Annotated in this window: 23 protein-coding genes; 6 read left to right on the forward strand and 17 right to left on the reverse strand. The window is 38.4% G+C overall.

Going from position 1 to position 20,698, the window contains the following annotated elements:
- Window positions 1-35: 35 nt before the first annotated feature.
- From ACKGJN_RS11420 to ACKGJN_RS11485, 14 genes are all read right to left on the reverse strand, one after another.
- Window positions 36-1,133, reverse strand: coding sequence for a GTPase (locus ACKGJN_RS11420; protein ID WP_409539632.1), 1,098 nt, complete (start codon window positions 1,131-1,133; stop codon window positions 36-38).
- Window positions 1,120-2,283 carry a YcjF family protein gene (locus tag ACKGJN_RS11425; RefSeq protein ID WP_409539633.1) on the reverse strand — a complete coding sequence of 388 codons (1,164 nt, stop codon included), beginning with the start codon at window positions 2,281-2,283 and terminating at the stop codon, window positions 1,120-1,122. The genes ACKGJN_RS11420 and ACKGJN_RS11425 overlap by 14 nt, the downstream gene beginning before the upstream one ends.
- A 184-nt stretch (window positions 2,284-2,467) precedes the next feature.
- Window positions 2,468-2,677: a DUF6140 family protein gene (locus ACKGJN_RS11430; RefSeq protein WP_409539634.1), complete on the reverse strand. Its 210-nt coding sequence runs from the start codon at window positions 2,675-2,677 to the stop codon at window positions 2,468-2,470.
- Window positions 2,678-2,706: 29 nt separating this feature from the next.
- Entirely contained in the window at window positions 2,707-3,390 is a 684-nt protein-coding gene (locus tag ACKGJN_RS11435; RefSeq protein ID WP_409539635.1) for a hypothetical protein, read from the reverse strand.
- 489 nt (window positions 3,391-3,879) lie between these two features.
- Window positions 3,880-4,146 carry a hypothetical protein gene (locus ACKGJN_RS11440; RefSeq protein WP_409539636.1) on the reverse strand — a complete coding sequence of 89 codons (267 nt, stop codon included), beginning with the start codon at window positions 4,144-4,146 and terminating at the stop codon, window positions 3,880-3,882.
- A gap of 412 nt (window positions 4,147-4,558) precedes the next feature.
- Complete coding sequence (locus ACKGJN_RS11445) at window positions 4,559-5,140, reverse strand: hypothetical protein (protein ID WP_409539637.1); 582 nt, start codon at window positions 5,138-5,140, stop codon at window positions 4,559-4,561.
- 498 nt (window positions 5,141-5,638) lie between these two features.
- A complete protein-coding gene (locus ACKGJN_RS11450; RefSeq protein WP_409539638.1) occupies window positions 5,639-6,001 on the reverse strand; it encodes a YqhG/Tai3 family protein in 363 nt (120 codons plus the stop codon).
- A 7-nt stretch (window positions 6,002-6,008) separates the two neighbouring features.
- Complete coding sequence (locus ACKGJN_RS11455) at window positions 6,009-6,878, reverse strand: DUF4138 domain-containing protein (RefSeq protein WP_409539639.1); 870 nt, start codon at window positions 6,876-6,878, stop codon at window positions 6,009-6,011.
- A gap of 12 nt (window positions 6,879-6,890) precedes the next feature.
- Complete coding sequence (gene traM / locus ACKGJN_RS11460) at window positions 6,891-7,829, reverse strand: conjugative transposon protein TraM (protein ID WP_409539640.1); 939 nt, start codon at window positions 7,827-7,829, stop codon at window positions 6,891-6,893.
- Complete coding sequence (locus ACKGJN_RS11465) at window positions 7,819-8,433, reverse strand: conjugal transfer protein TraK (RefSeq protein WP_409539641.1); 615 nt, start codon at window positions 8,431-8,433, stop codon at window positions 7,819-7,821. Before ACKGJN_RS11465 ends, traM begins: the two co-directional genes overlap by 11 nt.
- A 25-nt stretch (window positions 8,434-8,458) precedes the next feature.
- Complete coding sequence (locus ACKGJN_RS11470; RefSeq protein ID WP_409539642.1) at window positions 8,459-9,304, reverse strand: hypothetical protein; 846 nt, start codon at window positions 9,302-9,304, stop codon at window positions 8,459-8,461.
- Complete coding sequence (locus ACKGJN_RS11475; protein WP_409539643.1) at window positions 9,304-9,873, reverse strand: conjugal transfer protein; 570 nt, start codon at window positions 9,871-9,873, stop codon at window positions 9,304-9,306. Before ACKGJN_RS11475 ends, ACKGJN_RS11470 begins: the two co-directional genes overlap by 1 nt.
- A gap of 18 nt (window positions 9,874-9,891) precedes the next feature.
- A complete protein-coding gene (locus ACKGJN_RS11480; RefSeq protein ID WP_409539644.1) occupies window positions 9,892-12,297 on the reverse strand; it encodes a TraG family conjugative transposon ATPase in 2,406 nt (801 codons plus the stop codon).
- 270 nt (window positions 12,298-12,567) lie between these two features.
- The gene (locus ACKGJN_RS11485) at window positions 12,568-12,855 is read right to left on the reverse strand and encodes a hypothetical protein (protein ID WP_409539645.1); all 288 of its coding nucleotides are present in this window, start codon (window positions 12,853-12,855) and stop codon (window positions 12,568-12,570) included.
- Window positions 12,856-13,384: 529 nt separating this feature from the next.
- Between ACKGJN_RS11485 and ACKGJN_RS11490 the strand changes: the two genes are divergently transcribed.
- The 4 genes from ACKGJN_RS11490 to ACKGJN_RS11505 all read left to right on the forward strand — a co-directional run bounded on the left by ACKGJN_RS11490 (window position 13,385) and on the right by ACKGJN_RS11505 (window position 15,913).
- Complete coding sequence (locus tag ACKGJN_RS11490) at window positions 13,385-14,068, forward strand: class I SAM-dependent methyltransferase (protein ID WP_409539646.1); 684 nt, start codon at window positions 13,385-13,387, stop codon at window positions 14,066-14,068.
- A gap of 200 nt (window positions 14,069-14,268) precedes the next feature.
- Window positions 14,269-14,658 (forward strand): hypothetical protein, encoded by a 390-nt coding sequence (locus tag ACKGJN_RS11495; RefSeq protein WP_409539647.1) that lies wholly within the window; start codon window positions 14,269-14,271, stop codon window positions 14,656-14,658.
- A 187-nt stretch (window positions 14,659-14,845) separates the two neighbouring features.
- Window positions 14,846-15,496 (forward strand): N-acetylmuramoyl-L-alanine amidase family protein, encoded by a 651-nt coding sequence (locus tag ACKGJN_RS11500; protein ID WP_409539648.1) that lies wholly within the window; start codon window positions 14,846-14,848, stop codon window positions 15,494-15,496.
- A 165-nt stretch (window positions 15,497-15,661) separates the two neighbouring features.
- The gene (locus ACKGJN_RS11505) at window positions 15,662-15,913 is read left to right on the forward strand and encodes a hypothetical protein (RefSeq protein ID WP_409539649.1); all 252 of its coding nucleotides are present in this window, start codon (window positions 15,662-15,664) and stop codon (window positions 15,911-15,913) included.
- Between the two features lie 374 nt (window positions 15,914-16,287).
- Here ACKGJN_RS11505 and istB read toward each other — a convergent pair whose 3' ends face one another.
- Complete coding sequence (istB, locus tag ACKGJN_RS11510) at window positions 16,288-17,007, reverse strand: IS21-like element helper ATPase IstB (protein WP_093407962.1); 720 nt, start codon at window positions 17,005-17,007, stop codon at window positions 16,288-16,290.
- A gap of 24 nt (window positions 17,008-17,031) precedes the next feature.
- Window positions 17,032-18,555 carry an IS21 family transposase gene (gene istA, locus ACKGJN_RS11515; protein WP_409539650.1) on the reverse strand — a complete coding sequence of 508 codons (1,524 nt, stop codon included), beginning with the start codon at window positions 18,553-18,555 and terminating at the stop codon, window positions 17,032-17,034.
- A gap of 270 nt (window positions 18,556-18,825) precedes the next feature.
- On the opposite strand from istA, the gene ACKGJN_RS11520 reads away from it, so the two are divergent.
- A complete protein-coding gene (locus ACKGJN_RS11520) occupies window positions 18,826-19,314 on the forward strand; it encodes an ATP-binding protein (RefSeq protein ID WP_409539651.1) in 489 nt (162 codons plus the stop codon).
- Entirely contained in the window at window positions 19,302-19,541 is a 240-nt protein-coding gene (locus ACKGJN_RS11525; protein WP_409539653.1) for an ATP-binding protein, read from the forward strand. The genes ACKGJN_RS11520 and ACKGJN_RS11525 overlap by 13 nt, the downstream gene beginning before the upstream one ends.
- Window positions 19,542-19,653: 112 nt before the next feature.
- Here ACKGJN_RS11525 and ACKGJN_RS11530 read toward each other — a convergent pair whose 3' ends face one another.
- Complete coding sequence (locus tag ACKGJN_RS11530; RefSeq protein WP_409539654.1) at window positions 19,654-20,667, reverse strand: nuclear transport factor 2 family protein; 1,014 nt, start codon at window positions 20,665-20,667, stop codon at window positions 19,654-19,656.
- Window positions 20,668-20,698 lie beyond the last annotated feature (31 nt).

Genomic DNA, 20,698 nt, shown 5'->3' on the forward strand with positions numbered 1-20,698 from the left:
AAATGATTTTAATTATTATTTTATATGTAGCAAACTTAGATTAAGATTTTTCCAGTCCTTTTTTCTGGTAATAATTGATCTTTAAATACTCGTAAAACTTCTTTGGATGAATACATCGGAATCTTATTCATAACGGTAGGTGCAATTTTATCAAGAATAAAAAAGATAACACTCGGTATCAGGGTGACAGGTATTAATGCGATCAACCCCGCATTGGCAACTATATTCGCTAAGATGACTTCTGGATTATCTTTTTTTTGCTCTTCCAGTCCAAGAGAATACTTGAGGTCACTTCCCAGGTCAACTTCAACAGAATTGACTATTGTATCTTTATAGAACTGTTTTGCTTCTGTCGCTATCTTCAAAAGCTCGTTGGAAAAAACTCTATTTTCACTTTTCACAGTTTTATTTAAGGATCTTTGAATTTTATCTAGATTCTCTTTAGATGCAAAACCTAAAAACGAACATTTTTCAAGCTCATATTCCAATGTTTTACAGAGCCTTTTCTTTAGAGCTTTTTTCTTTGAAGCAATTTTTGTATCAAATAAGTGTTTTATTCTGTCTGCTAATGATTCAGATGTAGAAAATTTAATTTTCTTCACCAGTTCCTTCTTCCCAAAGGGTTCCGAGACGGTTTTGAATGCTCCGAATCCTTTCGTTTTCTCAACATTATTTATCAGTATGGTTTCCACCCCAAGTATCAAGTCAACATCCTCAGAAAATTTTTTGGCACCTCTTGAATCACCCTTTGTAATCACAATAACAGGTTTCAACTTTTCCTGTTGAATCGCCTTAATTGTCCTAATCTCAAAATCTTCAATTCTCTTTCCTTCTCCTGAGATACAATAGATCACTGTATGAAGCCATTTTTTTACATCCTCTTCCTGCTGCTTTTCCTTTTGAAACTTTTTAAACTTTTGCCGCCAGGTTTCTTCTTTTCCGGCCTCGAGCCCCCAGGAATCATAAATATTAACTTCATTACCAGAAATTGAACCTTTTTTCAAATGAAAACCTTCCAAAGTAACAGGTTTCCCCACTCCAACATCAGCTTTAATTTCTCCGAAAAGATAATTAAGTAGAGAACTCTTCCCAACTCCAGATTTCCCAATAACCGAAATATTATATCCCTCCATTGTTTTTTGCTTTTAATTTGAAAAATTGACTAAAGAGTTCAGCGAAGAGAGATTCAAAATTTTCAATTATATCATTTGCTTTTTCTATTTCCCCATTTAAGATTTGGGTATTTAATTTAAACATAACCTCAGATGTTGCCTTTCCCATTGCGTATGTAATTGCAGAAGCTATAACCGCATTGATTAATCCTCCAATAACAGTCCCCACTCCTGGAATCAACTTTAATAAATTACCGGCTATGCTACGACCAATATTTGAAATCACCAAGGAAGCTCCTGAACTTGCCATAAAACCTGTGGCTATTTGCTTGTAATTTTCAAAATCATATACATAAAGTATTCTGGCAATCATTCCTGCTTGGCTGGCAATAAGTACTGGTGCATCGGAAAAAGGGATAGGACTACCGCCAATTAAAGCATTTCCTGCAGTATGCTGATTAATTATTGAATTAGCTTTTTGCCTTTTAGCCTCTATATTTATCATCTGAGCACTGATAAAAGCTAATTCTAATGAAGCCGGTAAATTTTTGATAGACCATTCAACTACTTTCGAAAGACTCAGGTTTTCTTCCGCTTCCAATTGTTCTTTATGATCGGTGGTAAAAAATGGAGAATTGTTAGAAACAAATGCATCGTTAAAATTTGAATTAGGGTTTATCACCTTTACCATTGCTTCAAGATCGTCCTCATTTACTTCATCACATTTGCTAAAAATTAGAGCAACAGGTATCCTAGATTCCTGAAGTTTTTGATTAAGCTCCTTGTCATAAGTGGTAATTCTGGCGGAACTAGCAGATATCACATGCCAAATCAGGTGTATTTGTTCTTCAACTGGTTTCTCATTCCTCTTTCCTATAAAATCAAAAATTTCAGACTGAAATTTTTGATCTTTACCTATTTCAAAACCTACAGTATCAAATAAAGTGACATCTCTGCCAGGCAAATCGATTTTTTCGATTTCTTTTGTAACCGGCATTCCTTCTCCTACCGCTACTGTTCCTTCTCCAAATATTTGATTAACAATGGTACTCTTACCTACCCCTGTACCACCTACGATTAAAATATTGGGCCTTTTAACTTCGGCCTCAATTTTTTTAAATTCTTCTTCAAACTTGGAGGAAATTTGCTCTTGGCTGTCTGCTGTTATCATTTTCTTTGTTTTTATTTAATTAATAATTAGTGATTCTTTCTTGTAATATTTCTTTCCACTCTAAACTCCACTCATGCCTCTTGTAGCCTCAAATTTAAGTTCATTTTAAAACCATAAGAACAAAAAAGATTTGGTCCATCCCGTCCTTCCGCTTTTGGAGTAAATCCATGTTCGCTCACCCACATCAAATTGTTCTATACTCCAAAAATCCCGTATTCAAATATCCTTCTGTTTTCAAATCCAAACCATGTACCCTCATAAAGGCATTGTGAACTTTCTCTTTTTCATCCAGTGGATTGGCAAACATTGAACTTATTTGTACAGAAAGTCCTCTATCTATATATTCTCCTTTAACATTTATGGAATGCTTAATTTTAATTTCAAATGTTGCCATATTATTCAGCTACCTGTTTAATATTATTATTAACTTTTTGCAGTTGATACCATCGTATTAAAAGCACTTATTATCTCCTCTTTTCCAATAATACTCCCCTGATTCCTCTTATATCCCAGTACCTTCATCCCTTCTGGAGTCATAAATGATCTAACAGATTCCGAACTCTCCACCTGCAGTTTCTTCAGGAATAGAACAGCAATTTCATCATAAGCCTTAAACCCTTCCGCTACTATCATTTCCGGCTGTAAACCATCAATCATTTGCCTTGTCCAAACTCTTGCCTGGTGAAAAATCTTTTGGCTGAGTTCATCAGGAAGCAATTTCAATAGCCTGTTAAAGTCGGCTACATTATCTGTTGCCCAGCAATAAAAATTTGTTTTTACCGTATGGTTTTTAAGGTCTTCTTCCCTGCCCGCCTGCCGGAAAAGATCTTTGGTTTGTTCGCCCAGGGAATGTTTGTTCAGGTAATATTCTAAAGCCTGCATTGGCTCGAAATTTTCAGCAATAAAACCGTGGTGTTTAGAATATCCCCCTCCCGGATTAAAGCCTATAAGTAGAATTTCAGGTTTATGGATCAACGGACTAAAAAGCAATTGACATCCCTTATACAGAGACTTAATCTCCGCATTCCCTTCCGTAGCTATCAAGATCTGTTTATGCAAAAAGAGAGCTTCTTCAGAAATTTCTGAAAAGATGGAAGTAGGTGCCATTATTGTTTATGTTAAGTTCTAAATTTTAAGAACATGTCTTAAAATTTTCTTAAATGTAAATAATTAAATTTTATGGTGTTTACGGGAAACCACATTTACCCTTTTATTTTTTATTGATTAAGCCAGTCGTAATGCCTATTCCGTCCTAGTACCTTTTTAGATAAGCTCACATTCCACTCTTAAACCCCCGAACATCAGAAGAATACATTTTTAACAAAAAGGTATCCTTTCTCCTTTCCACCAGCTTACCTGGCAAAAATTATTTTTAACTTTTTTAATTTTTTCTGGAATGAGTAAATCCTGCTTTATATGATTATCTACTACCAAATTGTACCACCAGATAATCTTCATCACGAAACCAGATTAATCCCCTATCCCCGTAAACGATTTCAAATGAAGATATTTATTGTTTTTTATTTGTTATAGGTAATTCGCATATCTTAATCGGTGTTTGTGTCGTGTTGCCGTTATGCTCATTTCATATCTAAGCTATAGCCGTCCAAGAGAGAGAACACCTATAAGTAAAATCCCAATAACCCACCCTATATAATATGGAACTCCATTGTGTGTTTCTGCCATTATGCCAATATCAGCACCAAACAATTGTCCTATAAAGGAAAAAGTAGCAATAAAGCCATGCCAACACCCTCCAAAAAATCCATATTCATATTCCGTAACACCTGCAGGAACACAGGATGTTAGGCTAAGAATTAAAAAAAGAAATAAAACTATTGTAATCAGTCTTTTAAATTTCATAAATGTTTTTTATTTAAGTTTAATTCCTCACACCCTTCCCTGGTGATGCTTTTTAACTACTATTAAGGCTCCAAATAATTTTCTTCTCCAGAATTGCTGCCATCGTCCAACGGCTTGGGATACCTTCAAAATAATAAACCGCCTCAGCATAATTGTCTTCTCTCCTTAATACCCTACTACCAAGAAAATATAACTTTCTGCCAAAGCGGTTATTTTGATCTTATTGTTTAGAAAATATTACTTTTTCCCTACCTGCTTTCAGATCTAAATACAATTAGTATGATCCAAAAACTTCTCATTTTTCTTTCTTAGACAAACATATTACTTTGGTGCGCCAATGGGCGTCGTCATCTTGATCTACAAAATAACTTTGTGATAGTTGATCAACAAGACGGAAACTGCCGGGGAATTATCAGTCATCAACTCCTAAAAAAGCATTCCACAAACTTATTCCACCCGCAAAGATGAGCACCTCTTTATTGATATGTACATAGTCCGGGATCCAAAGGCTCAGCAACCATAAAACCACAAGCAGGATGATAAAAATAAACACCAGCAGGTACAGGAATTGCCAGATATGCCTTAAACGTCCCCAATCTGTATAAAATATCAACTGCCATCCTTTGGGATATTGTTTCTCATTGGTGATATCCCAGATTGCATCGGGTTCTTTTCCTTCTCCATTTTCAATCCCCGGATTTCTTGCTTCATTTATGGTTCCACCTGAATTATTTTGCAAACCGCTTTCCACAAGCCTAACCAAACCTGTAACAAGCTGTAAAATGCCCAGCAGGATAAGCAGTGATACGCTAAATACCAGCTGAAAAACCATACTGATAAATGCAAGATCACCGGATATGGATCTTGGCTGCGCTTTCCTTTGTACTGAAGAAACTGCATTGACCCACTTTTCCGCTTCCAGGGTATAGCGCAGATTGGTTCGGGCAGAATTGTCGTTGGGCCTCCATTGGAAACCATTATCGGGCATTGGCATAATTGAACTCTTTGAAGGTTTTCGCCCAACAGGCTATCTGTTAGCTTAATACAAGTGCTAAATTAATACCTAATAGCGCCAATATGTGTCGTTTAAATAACTTACCTAATTAAAAAGATTTCCTGGCCATATGAGGATTTGTGTTTAGAGCAGTTGAAACCAGAAAAGTTAGCACGGTTTAAATTCTAAAGATTTGCAATTCCGTTCTTATCAATGATGAAGTGGAATTGAGTCATTTAATTTTTGGGGATAAGTTAAAAGCTGAAGTTGAAGCTCGAAAAAGAAAAGATTTTGATATATTAATTACAGGTCGGAAATTTGTTGTTAACCTTTTATCCAGGAAAAGTACTTGATTGCAAAACAATTTCCAGTCAGTTATTCATAGTCTTGAAAACATGATTAAATATCCCATAGAAATTAAAAGTCTTAGTAAGTAATCCAGGTTTATCAACACAATAAGCCAGACCCCATTATTTTTTTGGTAAAACCCTTTAACCATCAAAACGGCACCTTCTCCCCCATTTCAATTTCCGTCACCTTCCAGCTACCTTCCTCTTTTTTCAACTTAAAAGTTTCGGGCTGCTCTTCATAAATAGTTGAAAACTGAACCCGGGCGGTATCCTCATTTTCGGTTTCCTGAATCACTTTAAAATGAGAATCCCGGTTATCTACCTTAGGAACTATATCCTGAATGTACATAAAGGAATAATAGCTATCTTTTGTGGTGTGCTTTTCAAGAACGGGAAAATCCTTTTGATAAAAACTCTCAACCACAATTTGGGCGGTCGCAGTATGGAACCTTTCAGCTTCTGTACAGGCGAAGCAAATCACCATTAACAAAAGGAACAACATCTTCTTCATAATTTCATCAATTTGGGTTATTAATAAATTTCCTTTTGACCTTCAACTTTATATCCCGCTCCCCGTTTTGTTCCTTGAGATCAATCACCACTACTTTATCTTCAGCAATAGAAAACTTCGGCAGGACATATACAAATCGGCTGATTTTACCTTTAGCAACTTTCTCTGGCACCTGATATCTAAAAACCGGCTCCTGAATCAGTTTCTGCATTGATTTTTTCTTTCCTTTTTTCCTGGTCTCTACTGAAATATCCAGCAAGCTCAGATCATAATCAATGGATGATCGGTTATTGATTTTCAGCACAAAATACAGCTCATCCCTATGGAAGACAATATTCTCCACTTTTAGAAACACATTTTCCTGGGCGGCTTGAATGTTGCCAATCTTGCGTTTACTTCTTAATATATAGGAACTGAAATTCTGATAATAGGGTTCTTTATCAGCTAATACCTCTTCAGTTTTAGTGGCTGAAATTAATGCAACATCTTTGTGTTCCTCATTGAATTCAGGATTCTCATTCCCGATCTTTCCGGAGTCTGAAATAAAATAATTCAGCTGATCCAGTCGTTCGGAATACATTAAAATATACGAAAAAATTGAACCATTTGTACCGATTACCAGTAAATTACTTTCTTTTCCCGGAGTAGCCTGAAGCAATCCCAAATGCTGGTATTGCTCGCGGTTATAGGTAAAAACAAAATCCTCAGCCCCCGTAATTCCCTGCCGGATAGGTTCAGGAAAAAACAAGGCGACGTTTTTATGTTCGTTGGCATAGATGGTATCCAAAACAGGGTTTTGTACTTTTATCTCCTGTGCTGCAAGATTTGCAAATCCCACAATAATTAGAAGGCCTGATATAAATAAATGTTTTTTCATAATAATGAGTATTTAATTCCCTTGCGGGGATTTTAAAATGAGTTTATAATTATTAGTTATGGTTACTGTTACGTTCTTATTATTCCTTTGGAAAACTTTTTTGATCCCCCCCACTTGTGGTAGCCCGGCAATATTGATATCCTGAATAACATCATCAATTACCTCCCTGCTGGCATCGGCCCGAAAGCTGTTTTCCACATAGATGCCTTCGCTTCCGTCCTGAAGATCATACGCCTTTAGCCTGACCGGTTGATGGTCTATATTTTCGATTTCAATCAGGGCGCGGTTGGTTTGAAAGCTGATAAAACCATATACAGAAGTATTTTTAGCAATGGTTCTATTTTTTATAATTGCCGGTTCAGTGAGCCGCATCTTCAACCGAAACCCATTTTTAACGGTCTGGTTCCCGTCAACTTCCACAAGGATTTCATTTTCAGATCTTGATGAACTTTCAACCTCATTGGTAAGCACAGGATTGGTACTGTAAAAAAGCTGATGTTCAAGTCCCAATTCCTTTGCTGAAGCAGGTTCTTGCAGTTCTTCTTTAAGAATATTTTCTTTAGATTGTGGCTTTTCAACTTCTGGCTTCTCCGAATTACTCCGATAGCTATTTTGGGTATAGTTAATCCGACCCGAATTGTAGATGCTGTCCACAATTTTCATTTTTTGCTTCTCCCTTAGATCCGGATCATAAAATCCCAGGGAATCCAGCAGTTTTTCATCGTAGATACTGGGAGCGTTGGTCTCACGCACTTCCTTCAATGCGTTCACAGCATCGAGCTTGGATTTGTATTCCTGCTGTTCTTCTCCCAGTTCGGGAACCAGGGTTTCTTTGAGTACTTTATTTTCATCGCCATTGCCTCCCAAAACTAAAGCGGAATACGAAACGATAAAAATTATCACTACTGCCAGCACAGAACCAAATACGATTTTATTCTTTTCAATTTTCATTGTTTATCTTTTTTAAGGTGTTTTCAAAATAATTGGTGATCAGCAGCCCGTGGGTGTTTGTTGGGTAATTCCGGTCCACAACAATGAGATTTCCGGAGGATACCAGCTCATACCTGTCCACAACGGTTCCTCTGTTGATCTCAAAAATGGTTGTTGTTTTGAATTGATAAGGCTCGGCCTGCAGGTCCAGTTGTGATTCTATACTCAAAACTTTCTGCACCAGGGAATACTGGAGCAACCGGTTATAAACCCCATCGGCCTTTTTCTGTCGGTATAGATTATCAACGGAGCTGTTGCCAAGCCAAAGTGCTTTTTCGAGGTTCCGCAGATAATTACTGGTATCTATATTATAGAAGTAGGTATGGAACAATTCCAAATGCGCCAGGGCCTCGACTTCCAGATTTTCTTTTTGGCTGACCCATTTCAGGGGGATTACACTGCCGTCGGTATTTATTGCGAAGGAGTTATTTAAAGCCATGCGGTGCATATCATACATAAGCCAGCCAAAAAATAGGCTCGAAATCAATGCTCCCGATACAACGGTTATTACCACAAACCGGTTGGTCTGCAGAACACTGTAAATATTTTTGTAGGGTGTTTTCATGTTATTTTTCTTTGTTTAAGCTGCCTTAGGCAGTAAATAGTTTTAAAGTGAACGAAGTAGCTCTGGTGTATAATTTGAATTTCAGGAATACGATAAAAGCGATGGAGCCTGCCTCGACTATAATCTGGATAATGTTATTATCGCTCGTGGTTCCCAAAAGGTTCGACCAGAAATTAGTGTTGATCTCGGCATACAGGTTATTGACAAATACATTGACCAGGAAAAAGGCCGGAACCAGCATATAAACCGCGGCATACAACCTGAAAAAATTGTAGGCCATGGTCCTGAACTTTTCAAATACCGCCAGACTTATTACCAATGGGAAAAACGCCTGCATAATTCCGAGGAGGAAATAACGCTCCGCCAAAAAAAGCGGATAGATAAACAGGTCCAAAACCCACAAGAACAGCCCCATCACAAAGGAAATTACCTTGACAGGATATAAAGGAGTGACCAATGCATCATAAAGCAATGCCATTGCTTTGGCTGCGGCATCCCAGGCTCCTACATCCTGCTCAATATCGATATCCTGTAATTGAAGAGGGATTAACGCAGGGGCCGTATCGGTGTATTGTGTTTCAATGGCAACTAAAATTCCATCAAAAATGCCAAGTATCTGGGTCGAAAAAATAACCAGCAATACAACAGCGAAGTTTTTGGCAAGTTCTCCCGGGCTCAAACCCCAGGTATATCCATCCTTATCTGCAATACCTTCATTGTATTTTTTCAGGATATTGACAAGGAAAAACAGCACCGCGAGGGTTTTCATCCCGGTAATGGTGTACTGCGAGAAATCGCTGTTTTTGATGGTTTGGAAAACAGCATCCACGTATTCCAGACCTATTCCTAAAAATATTCCCCCGGCCACCATCAATACCCGATTTCCCTGTTATTGACCTTATCCTGCATTTCCCGGAACGAAATAATATCCCGGTATCGCCTGGTTTTCTGTTCAATCTCCGCGACCATTTCCCTGGATTGAAGTTCTTTTTCCTTGAGCACCATTGCTCGCTCGGCATCGGTCATTTTCAAATAATTGCTGGTAAGAATCTGATCAATGAAATCCAGATCTTCCAGGGAATTTTCAATTATGGTATTGAATGAATCTGAAATGCGGGTCACCTCTTCGGGTTTGATATACGGAGAATTTAAGATCCCCCGCAAGTCATCCCGGATCACCTCGAAAAGGATCTGGTTATTCCGGGCAAGTTCCTGTACAGCCTTTAACTGTTTCACCACATCATTTACCTTCTCGATATTCTCTTTTTGATCTTTGAGAAAATTCACTGTTTTTAGCAGTTGCGAAGTTTGCTTTGCCGATTCAATCAGTGATTTTGCAAGGCTTATAAAATTTGTGTTGTCATAAACCGGCATTCCCTGGCCTACCGCTTTTCCGCTTAGCAAGATGGCCATAGCGAGGATTAAAATTTTTGTTTTCATGAGTTATGTATTTAGTTGTTATTTGGTTTGTTTCGTGAATTGTAATATGGCCTTCTCCATATCCCCATGTTCCTCGTACATTTTCATGATGGCATCATTTTCAGCACCGTCGGTCAGGTAAGCGGCATACACTTCTTTGGGGACTTCCAGCCGAAAAACATTGCTCTCCTTCCCTATTTTGATGAACATCTCAGCATACTTTCTGGTTCCGGTGAAGTTGTTCCTGATGGATTTCAGCTGATTTAAATCGTGGTTGGAAAGGTTTAATCGTTTCCGGAGTTCATCGTAGCCTTTTTCATTCTGAAGGCTGTAGATAACCTGGGTGTTTTCAAGGATACTGGCCGATGTTGAATTGCCGGGAAGCTGATTGATGGATTGGAGGATAATCCCGATTGCCCCGTTTTGCTTCCGGATCGCCTGATAGTAAAACTCCACGCTTTCCAGTACATTCTCAAACTTCAGTTGCTTGGCAAATTCATCAAAAAGGATGATCCCCTTTTCAGCCTTGTTTTTCCAGATAGTACGTTGAATGGCCGATTTTATCAGCTTCAGCATCACCGATAGGATCTCCTTGTTGTCCTTTACTTCATCCAATTCAAAAACAATGAGCCGCTTATCCTCTATTTTATAGGTTTGATCCTCCCCTGCTTCAAATAGGAAACTGTAAATCCCATCCCCAACATATTCAGACATAATGTGGAGGAAATTATTGATGTTGAAGTAATCCGGATGGATCTTAAGATCCTCCAGGAGATCTACCCTGTGTCTCTCAACATAGCGGTAGAAGCTTTGTAGCGAATAGTTACCACTTACATTTAGGTAATAATCACGCAGGATTTTTTTTATGGAAACAGACTGCGCTTTTGTTATCTTGAGATCTGAAGCAAATAACTCGAACAGAAACTCCGAAAGGTCCTCAAGGCGTTCTGCAGTTAGATCATTTTCATTACTGATGTAAAAAGGGTTGATCCCTAAGCTCTTTCCGCTCTCATAGCGCAGGATGGTATACTCTTCAGGGTAAAGCTTCGCGAATTTCGTGTAGGATCCTCCAAGATCGATAATCACAAGGCGAACCCCGCTTTCAAAATACTGCCGGAGGATGCTATTGGCCAGAAAGGATTTGCCTTCTCCTGTAGGGGCGAAGATGGCAAAATTCCTGGCTTTGATACGCTTCTTTTTATCGTCCCAGACATCTTTCAAAACCGGGATATTATGTTCCCGGTCATTAAAGATAATCCCGGTTTCATCCGATTTATAATTGGTGTTATTGATAAAAAGGCACAAACTATGTTTTAGATCTGTGACGTACAGATCTTCATTGCAAAAATTGGAAGAGAAACAGAAAAAACTGTTGAGGAAGTAATTTTTGCGCTCCTCTCCCTGGGGGAAATAGGGGGATATATCCAATTCCTTAAATTCGGTTTTAATCCTGGAACCAATTCTGCTTAGGTTTTTAGTATCCCTGTCCCAATAGATCACATTGAGATGCCCGCGAATAATCCTTGAAGTATCATCTGCATTAATCTGATCCAGGGTATGCTGTATCTTTTTAAGGACGACCTTGTTCTGTGACCCAAAATTGGAGCTCTTATTGAGCTCTTCAATTTTCTTGTCCAGCAGCTTGCGCCATTTCTGTTTGTCATCCAGGTAAATAACCTGATTTACAATGTGGTTTTCATTTAGTGAAAGCCCTAAACCATCGATAAATCCCTGGTGAAAAACAAAATCATCGGAAGTAAAACGCTCATTGTTTTTACTGGTTTGAACACTTTCGCCAAAACACAATTCACTGTTTACCGCCAGGACATCAAAGTAATTTTCGCCAATATTGATAGGCCCCTTATCCAAAACAATGTTCGTATCAAAACCTTCATTGAATCCGTTGAAATATTCATTGGCAAGGCTATGGATCTCATTTTCTGAAAGGGGAAGCAGTTCTAGCTTCCTGCTGTTATTGATAAAGGAAACAGAATCATTAACCGCATTGAGAAAAACCTTCATGTTTTCCTCAAATTGCCCGGGAATGCCCTTGTTGATTTTCCTGAAAGGATTGACATATTTTGGATTATTCAGGCTCTTGTTGTCAGGGAGTATAAAAAACAGATAGCTTCGGTGTTCTATATATTCCCGATCTTTGAAATACCGATGCGTTGCCTTTTCCAAAAAGCTGCTATTGGGCAAATTTTCAGATGAATATGCCCGCTTTACATAAATATCCTGCTTATGCACCACGCAGCCCGTTGGCAACGATTTAATTGCCTGAAACCAGGAATTGTGGATTTCCTCAAAATCATTCTCAGACAAGGAATAGATCTCGGGGAGATTTGCCTGGTATCCAATTACCACATTGCCATTATTCGCGAAAATGATATTTCCCTGAATATCCACTATGGGCCTAAAATATGCGAGATTAATTTTGGTCATAATTGAAAAGGCTTGATTTTTTGTTGGTGATATTCTTCGGAAAAACACTTCTGAATTCAAAGTATCGTGAAAAGTTTGAAATCCTGGTAAGGCCTATATAGAGGCCTGTATTGAAAACAAATACACCGATTACAATTGAAAAGCTGAAAGAAAAAATAATGACAAGCAGCGATGCGATTACCGAAATCATCATCAGGGCGAAAAGGGAAATGGAGAGCCCCCAGATTAGCGCTTTTTTTCTAATATTTCTATAGATCTCAAAGCGCTTCATCAGACTACAATACTTATGAGGTACGTGAAAATTCCCACTACTGCGCCGGCAATGAGCACAAAGACCAAAACACGGGTGATGCCTTTTTTCAAATCGGCATTTTCCCCAAAGAAATGACCTGCATTGAATAGGAACCCGACCAGAAAAATAACCCCGAGTAGAATGGGGAAAATAATCCGGATGGTATCCGAAATCTCGGCTACTGAATTTTCAATCCCGCCAATCTGTGCGAAAAGCGGATATGAAAACAGCGATAAAAGAATTGTTGGGTAGATTGATTTTTTCATAACGTTCGTTTTTTGATCTGCTAAAGCAGAATGGCCTGATGAGGACCCTTTGATGGTTAATTTTTGAGAAATTTATTATGAAAAGGAAAGGTTGGAACAAACTGCTCAATATTTAACGTGAGTTGATGCTCAAGACGATAAAATTCTTATTAAACCGAATGAATCTTTGAATTTTATTTAAAGGAAGAAGAATTTAAGAAGCTTAGGAACTCGGTAATTGGAATCTTATAACAAACAACCTGGCATATTCCCACAGGTAAAAAATACTATTAGATGGAGAAAAAACTTGTTGAGAATTAGCTGGTACTGTTTATTTATATTTCTCTGGGTAAATTTGAAACTTAGATGAAGTGATTAGAAACACTGTGTTTATCCCAGGAAAATTTTAGGATAAAAGTGTATATTATTCGGAATATAACAGGTTAGCCTTCATTATTTGGAATGCAGCGTTCCTAACTTTAATATTAAAGCTCTTTAAGAATAATAATATAATTATCCTACATTTATAGGAATCAACTTAATTTCAATAATGAAAAAAAGAGAGAACATAGCCTTGGAATTTAATGAATTTTCTAAAAATTATACCAATGATATGAATGGCTGTGTACCTCATTATTTACAACTAGTTGCAAGCTTTGTAAAATATCTTCCTGACAATTTTAATCCAACTTCTATTCTCGATCTTGGCTGCGGTAATGGAAATATTACAGGGCAACTTATTCCTTATTTTCCAAATGCAACTTTTACACTTATAGATGCATCTAAGGAAATGATTAATCTATGTCGACACAAGTTCAACGGTTATAATTTTATTTATCACAATAAATATTTCAAAGACTTTATTTTCAATGAAGAAGGTTATGACTTAATAGTTGCGGGTTTTAGTCTCCATCATATAGATGATAAAGAGAAACAATCGATTTTTAAGGATATAAACTCTTCCTTAAAACAAGGCGGTATATTTTCGTACAGCGATTTAATGATAAGTAAAACTAATCCTGACCATCCAATGTTTTTGGAGCAATGGAATAAATTTGTGAATATCAGCTTTCCGGACGGTGAAAAATGGAAATGGATCATCGAGCACTACGAAGCATTTGACAAACCAACAGATTATATGAACCAAATAGAATGGATAAAAATTGCTGGATTTAAAAATACTCAAATTCTATTCAAAAAAGGATACTGGGTGTATCTTCAAGCAGTAAAATAAAATTAGGCTATAATAAGTCTTTTAAAGAAAAGAAAGGTTTTGGAAATAACGAAGGCTAAGTCGGTTAAGAGCAATTAGCGGGACCAAGTAAAAAACAACAAAGCCGATAAGTTCGCGTCCCTAATCCACGCCACTTGCCTTGACCAAGAACGTTAGCGGCAACCCTCGATCTGAAATTATCTATCCGAAAATAGAAATCCATGCTTGAAATACTCGCAAAATTTACGATTATAGGTTTTGGTATTTTTTTTACTTTTACAGGATTGCTTATGTTATTTCAACCTCAGAAAGTAAGGTCAATTTTGCAAAAAGCAGGAAGTACAACTTTCATTCACTATACTGAATTAGCAATTAGAATCATTCCCGGATTAGCCTTTCTAGTCTATGCTGAAAGTTCAAAATTTTCAATTGCTTTTCAGATAATTGGATGGTTCATTCTAATTCCCTCTTTGATCCTGATGATTATCCCAAGAAAGTTACATCATAAATTTTCAACCTCTTCCGCTGATATTCTTAAGCCATTTTATTTTCAATTGATATCTCCATTATCAATATTAATTGGCATATTAATAATTTATTCAGTAATATAATTTGCTAAAATAATTCTACAAAGGAGCCGCAGATAAAGAACCCTCCGCGCGGATGTTAATGGCAGATTTAATAGATTCTTGAAAGAAACTTTATCAGAAATATAAAAATCACCAGATACTCACGTTAATTTTTCCATCCCGGAACAGAAATTAAAAGGTGTGATTCATTTTTGAATAAAATTCTAAAATGGAGTCTAAAATCATATCCCGAAACCTGTTTCTAGTTGTTATTCTCTTAGTGGCTTATCCTGCTCTGGCGCAAATGGCTCCAAATAAAAAAATAACAATTGTTATTGATCCCGGCCATGGTGGAAAGGACAGTGGTGCAACAAGATATTATGAATTAAAAGAAAAAGATATCACCTTGAAATTAGGCCTTGAAATCCTTAACCTAAACTCAAAACAAAATCTTCTGGACATTTACCTTACCAGAACTACAGACACCCTCATTTCGCTTCACGACAGAGGCAAGCTTGCTAAAGCTTTAAAACCTGACCTCTTTATTTCCTTGCACTTAAATCATTCCCTAAATGCATCTGCAACAGGAACGGAGGTATTTGTAGCAAGAACACAATTGACCGAAAATCTAAAGGAATCAATAATTATTGCAAACGAGATACATACCTCACTTACCTCAACCCTTGGGTTCAAATCCAGGGGAGTCAAGTTCGCGAATTTTCAGGTACTTCGGGAAACGATACACTTTGTTCCTTCAATCCTCGTAGAGTTCTGTTTTATATCCAATAAGGATGAAGCCCAATATTTAAGTGAAAATTCCAACCTAAAAGCGCTGGCATACTCAATCCTGAACAGCTTAATTAAATCTTGGAACTTATGAGAGCATTATTTGTGTTGTTAGCCGGACTGGCTAACGCCCTTGCCCATAACTTCACTAAAAAGATACCACAACAAGAGTATGACCGGGAAAGAGAATACCTGAACCCTTATCCCCCACTGATTATTGAGATCAAACAAACCAAGACTTATCATGTAAGAAAGACCAATGCCATTGCCTATAAAAACAATTTTTACAGTGTTCCGATGGGTACTCACAAGGGCACCCACACCCAAGGTGATTCTCAAAGAAGCAGCTGATATCCTGGAAATCTACACTGCTGATCAGGAACTGATCTGCACCCATAAAATCTCTTCCAAAAAAGGACAGCTCATCGCCAATACCAACTACAAAAGGGATACTCCCAAAAGCCTGGATCAAATGATGCTCCTGGCAACCTCTTATTTTACTGATAAATAAGCAACCATAAGCTACCAAGATACCTCAGGGACCATCCGCAGGTTATTTTAAAGGCGTTCAGCCGACAGTGCCCTGGATTTTTTGTTTAGAAAATGAAATTCTAAGTGGGTATGAGTTTGAACAGGTACTCTTTGTTGAGGATCCCCAGATCCCTTTTTTACAAAAGGGAATCCGGCTCCTAGATAAAAACAATTTAGAAAAAGCCCACCAGATTCCGGAGAAAAGTGATACGGAACTATGAAAATATCATTAACCAATAATGCAACTATGACTTAAACAGAACAAATTGGATATTCCGGTGATGCTGACCCCCCCGTTCAGGCCATACTGACCCCCCTAAGGATTTTGGTCAAAAAGATAAGATAATGACAATATTACAGTTTTTTTCTTAGACTTTCTCCCTTCAATTCTATTCGATGTGAGGTATGTACTAATCGATCTAAAATTGCATCAGCGATGCTTGCTTCCCCAATTATTTCATACCAGCTTGCCACTGGGAGCTGGCTGGCAATAATAGTGGATGATCTTCCATGGCGGTCCTCAATAATTTCCATCAGATCCATTTGCTGTTTTCTGTCCAGGTGTGCCAGGCCAAAATCATCCAGGATCAACAGGTTTGCCTTTGCCAGCTTATCAAAGAATTTCAGGAAGCTTCCGTCAATACGGGTCATTTTGGTCTTCATCATTAACTTTTGGGTATTATAGTATAGCACTTTATGCCCCTGACTACAAGCTTGATGTCCTAAGGCTGATGCTAAAAAACTTTTTCCGCAACCAGTAGCGCCGGTCAATAGGATGGATTCTCCTTTTTCAAGATAGGAACCACTGGTGAGTTCTGTGATTTGTGTTTTATTGATCCCTCTAGAGGCATCCAGACTCAGCTCCTCCACGCTAGCCTGGTACCTGAACTGTGCACTTTTTTTCAGGCGTTCAAACCGGCGGTGGGTTCGGTCTTCTGCTTCCGCTTGCAATAAAACTTCCAGGCCTTCCCCAAAGGAGAGTTCGTGGTGCTGCCGGGTTTCTACCATGGCTTTCCAGCTGCTGTGCATGCCATTAAGCCGTAGCTGTGTTAATTGATTTTCAATGGTACTCATAGGTGTATTAATTTATTAGGTTACTTATTTATAAGATGATGCTCCCCGGATATTCCCATGGGGTGGCAGGGATTTCACTACAGGCTCCTCGGGGTATTCAGTCATCCTGTTTTCCAGGACTTGTTGTAAGAACTTGTAAGAGTAATTCTGATGTTCCAGCGCTATGGCGCAGGCTTTGGTAAAAGGTTCGAGGTTTGTTTTTCGAGCCAGGTTCAGGACTCCTTCACAGGTTTTATAAAGTTGCTCGGGATATTTATCTTGTTTAAATAAGGCCTCCATATACTGATACAGGGTCTCTGAATGATTATAGCCGCGTTGCAGATAATACGTAGGACTTCGTTCTTTGTAGTACTGATGATGAGAACACAGGTGTTCCTTGCGGGTGGTATACCCGCCTTTCCGGTGGTTCCTGGGATGTGTGGCAATCAGATTTGCTTTGTGGTATATCTTTACCAGGGATCGGGTGTAGATCACCTTAACTCTCATCCCGATATAGGTGAAGGGTACACTGTAATAATGCTTATCCATACCCAGATAGATATGATTGTTCTTGGCCACCTTATGCTCTCTATAGTACTTGATCTCGAAGGGCTCCGCAGGCAAAGGCTGTAGGGTATGTTTCTCATCAGCCAGGAATTTTTCTTCCCTGCAGTATTCTTTCTGTTGCATACGGGTTTGGTTATGATCTTTAACTTTCTGGGCAATAGCCTGGTTCAGTGAAGGAAGATCAAAAAAAGTAAGGTTGCGAAGTTTAGCGTATACCCGGCTATAGATAAGCTTCACCTGGTTTTCCACCAACGATTTATCCTGAGGTTTTCTCGGGCGTGCAGGGGTCACCGAAGTCCCAAAATGATTGGCAAAATCCTCCAGTGCCTGGTTAATATCCGGTTCATAGGGATCGGCTTTAATCACGGCAGCTTTAAGATTATCCGGGACCAGGGTTTGAGGTACTCCGCCAAGTTCCTTTAAGCAACAACCCAGGGCATAGATAAAATCTTCCATCTTTTGGCTGGGTACAGCCATCGCGAAGCAATAGTCGGAATACGGCAGGCAGGCCACAAAAACCTGAACTTTAATCTCTTCTCCAGTCTGCCTGTCAACATAGGATAAAAGTTTCCCAGCAAAATCCACATACAGTTTATCGCCCGGTTTATGATCCAATACCATGGATGGTTTGCTACTGCGCAGGTATTGCTGAATATGGTAACAGAACTGGCCGTAGCTGTAAGGACTGGGGTTGCCAGCTTTATATTCTTCCCACAGCACCTGGCGGTTAACACCTACTTTCTTAAGTTCTTTGCTAAAATAATCCAACTGAGCTTTGAGCTGATCGTAGCGATCGTCTTTGTAGGCAGGGTTTCCAGAACATAATTTTCCCTCTAATACAGGATCCTCCAAAGCCAACAAAACATCTATTACGAGATTGCTTTCTGTAGCTTTTTGAATATAATCTTTCACGGTATTTTTACTGATCGACAGGACCTTGGCAATGGTTTTCTTTCCTTTTCCCTGTTGGTGCAGGCGAAGTATTTGTTTTACTTGACTCATTGGTTTTGGTTTTCCAGCCATTAGTTATCTTTTTGATGGTATTCACCAAATAAACCAAAACCAGAAAGAAAATAGCCAAGGGGGGGGTCAACATGCTCCCAAATAAATCATCCAGAGGGGTCAACATGCTCCGGAATAATCTAAAATTTAGCTATCTTCTTTTTTCTAAGGGGGGGCAGCATCCGCCAGAACGGCAGCTGCCTATAAGGTGGGCTTCAGGGGGGTCAGCATGCTCCAGTGTATCCACAAATCAAGCAACATTGTAAACAGTTGAAATTAACTGCCCTGGCATCCCATCTGGAGACTACCATAGCAGAAGCTAAAAAGGAAAGCACCAACTATTTAGAACTGATCAACAGGCTTATGAAAAAGGAAGTGGCTCCTCGAGGAAAAAAGAATCTGGATAGATGCATTGTACAAGCCCCCTTGCCAATGAGCTCCAACCTGGACTTGTATGACTTCAGTGTTTCCAATAGTCTGGAGAAACAACATCTCAACCAGCTAAGGGAACTTCAATGGCTGGAGCAAAATATTAATATCATCTTACTTGGTCCATCCGGGGTAGGAAAAACGTATCTCGCGGCCGGAATGTGCTTTGATGCGGTGGATAAAGGCTACAGAGTCTATTTCAAGAGCATGGAGAAGCTGACAAAAAACATTGAAGCTCAAGGACGTTACAAGAACTGCTGCAGCGCAATACGAACGTATTCTCGCACACACACCTGCTGGTCATTGATGATATTACGATGTTCCCTGTGACACAGCAGGATGGGGTAGCATTTTTCAATCTCATCAATGAACTCCACGATAGAACCTCACTGATTATTACCAGTAATAAATCCCCCCAACAATGGGCCGATATGCTTAAGGATGATGTCCTAACAGCATTGTCGGATCGTATATTACACCGCTGTGAGATCATAAAATTAAACGGTAAGAGCTATCGGGAACACCGCAAAACCATATTTGCTAATAAAGAAAATTAACCTAAATTGGACTCAAAATCGTACATCCTTATTTTCCATTTTTACTACATCCTTAATTGCCGAAAACCATACATATTTGTTTTCCGGTAACATTCAATCCAATATTTTGGTGTTATTTGCTTTTCATTTCTTTCATTCTTCCCAATACATCAAGCCCTTGCTGATATAAGTAGTACAAAATATCAATATATACCCAGTTTTCTGCCAGTTTATCATTTTCTCTTCGATAAATATCAACGATTCTCATTTCGGCTATAACGTCACTTTTCGGGAGTCCTAAAAATCCTCCTTTGTTTTTATTATTTAAATTTGGCCAGCCAAAAAAACCGCAATAATTGCCTTCTGCAAATCTAGCTATGTGCCCATTAAACACTTTATCTGATAGATTCTCTCTAAAAGGATACTGATGCTGTTTTTGATACCGCTCTATAGTATAGGAGGCTCCTATCCCTGTAGGTCCATACCATATCATATCTTCATTCCATGTTCTTGCTAATAATTCTGGCGGGCACTTATCATTTTTAGATTTGTTAATTTTGTCTAAATCAGCAATCATTTTATTGAGTACTTCTATAGTCTTTTTAGCTTCTTTTGGATCTTGTTGATCTAAAAGGATACCATCATGAGTACGAGGACCTGGATAAATAAAAGCAGTTCCTGTCATTTGTGGAAGCGGATAATGTCCAGCTTGATCCATGACACTTAATACATCACAAAAGAGGGCCGTCTCAGCAATTTTATTTCCTTCAACACGATGAAATTCGGCATAACGCAAAAAAATCATTTTCCCTGTATGAGGTATTCCTAACCAATCTTTATCAAACAACCCTAATAGATTGCCCACACTTACTACCCATTGTGTTTCTCCTTTATCACAATCATTGGCACCTGCAAAAAACATATCTTCTCTCCTTTGTATAGGAGAAAACGATTCCCTTAAAGGTTTCCAAAAGGTTTCTACTACAGCTTCAGCCCCGTATTGTTCATAAAAAGGATGCATACCGCGCCATTGGTAATTTTCGGTAGTATATTTCTGTAGTACCGCTTCCATTTCTGCATCTGCTGCACGGTCAAAATCTGCTATATAATCTCTAACAATCTGTTTTATTTCTTGAAAATCTGCCATTATTAATATATTTTAGAATAATTATAAAATG

The sequence above is a fragment of the Gillisia xinjiangensis genome, assembly GCF_046298265.1.
Classification (GTDB): domain Bacteria; phylum Bacteroidota; class Bacteroidia; order Flavobacteriales; family Flavobacteriaceae; genus Gillisia; species Gillisia xinjiangensis.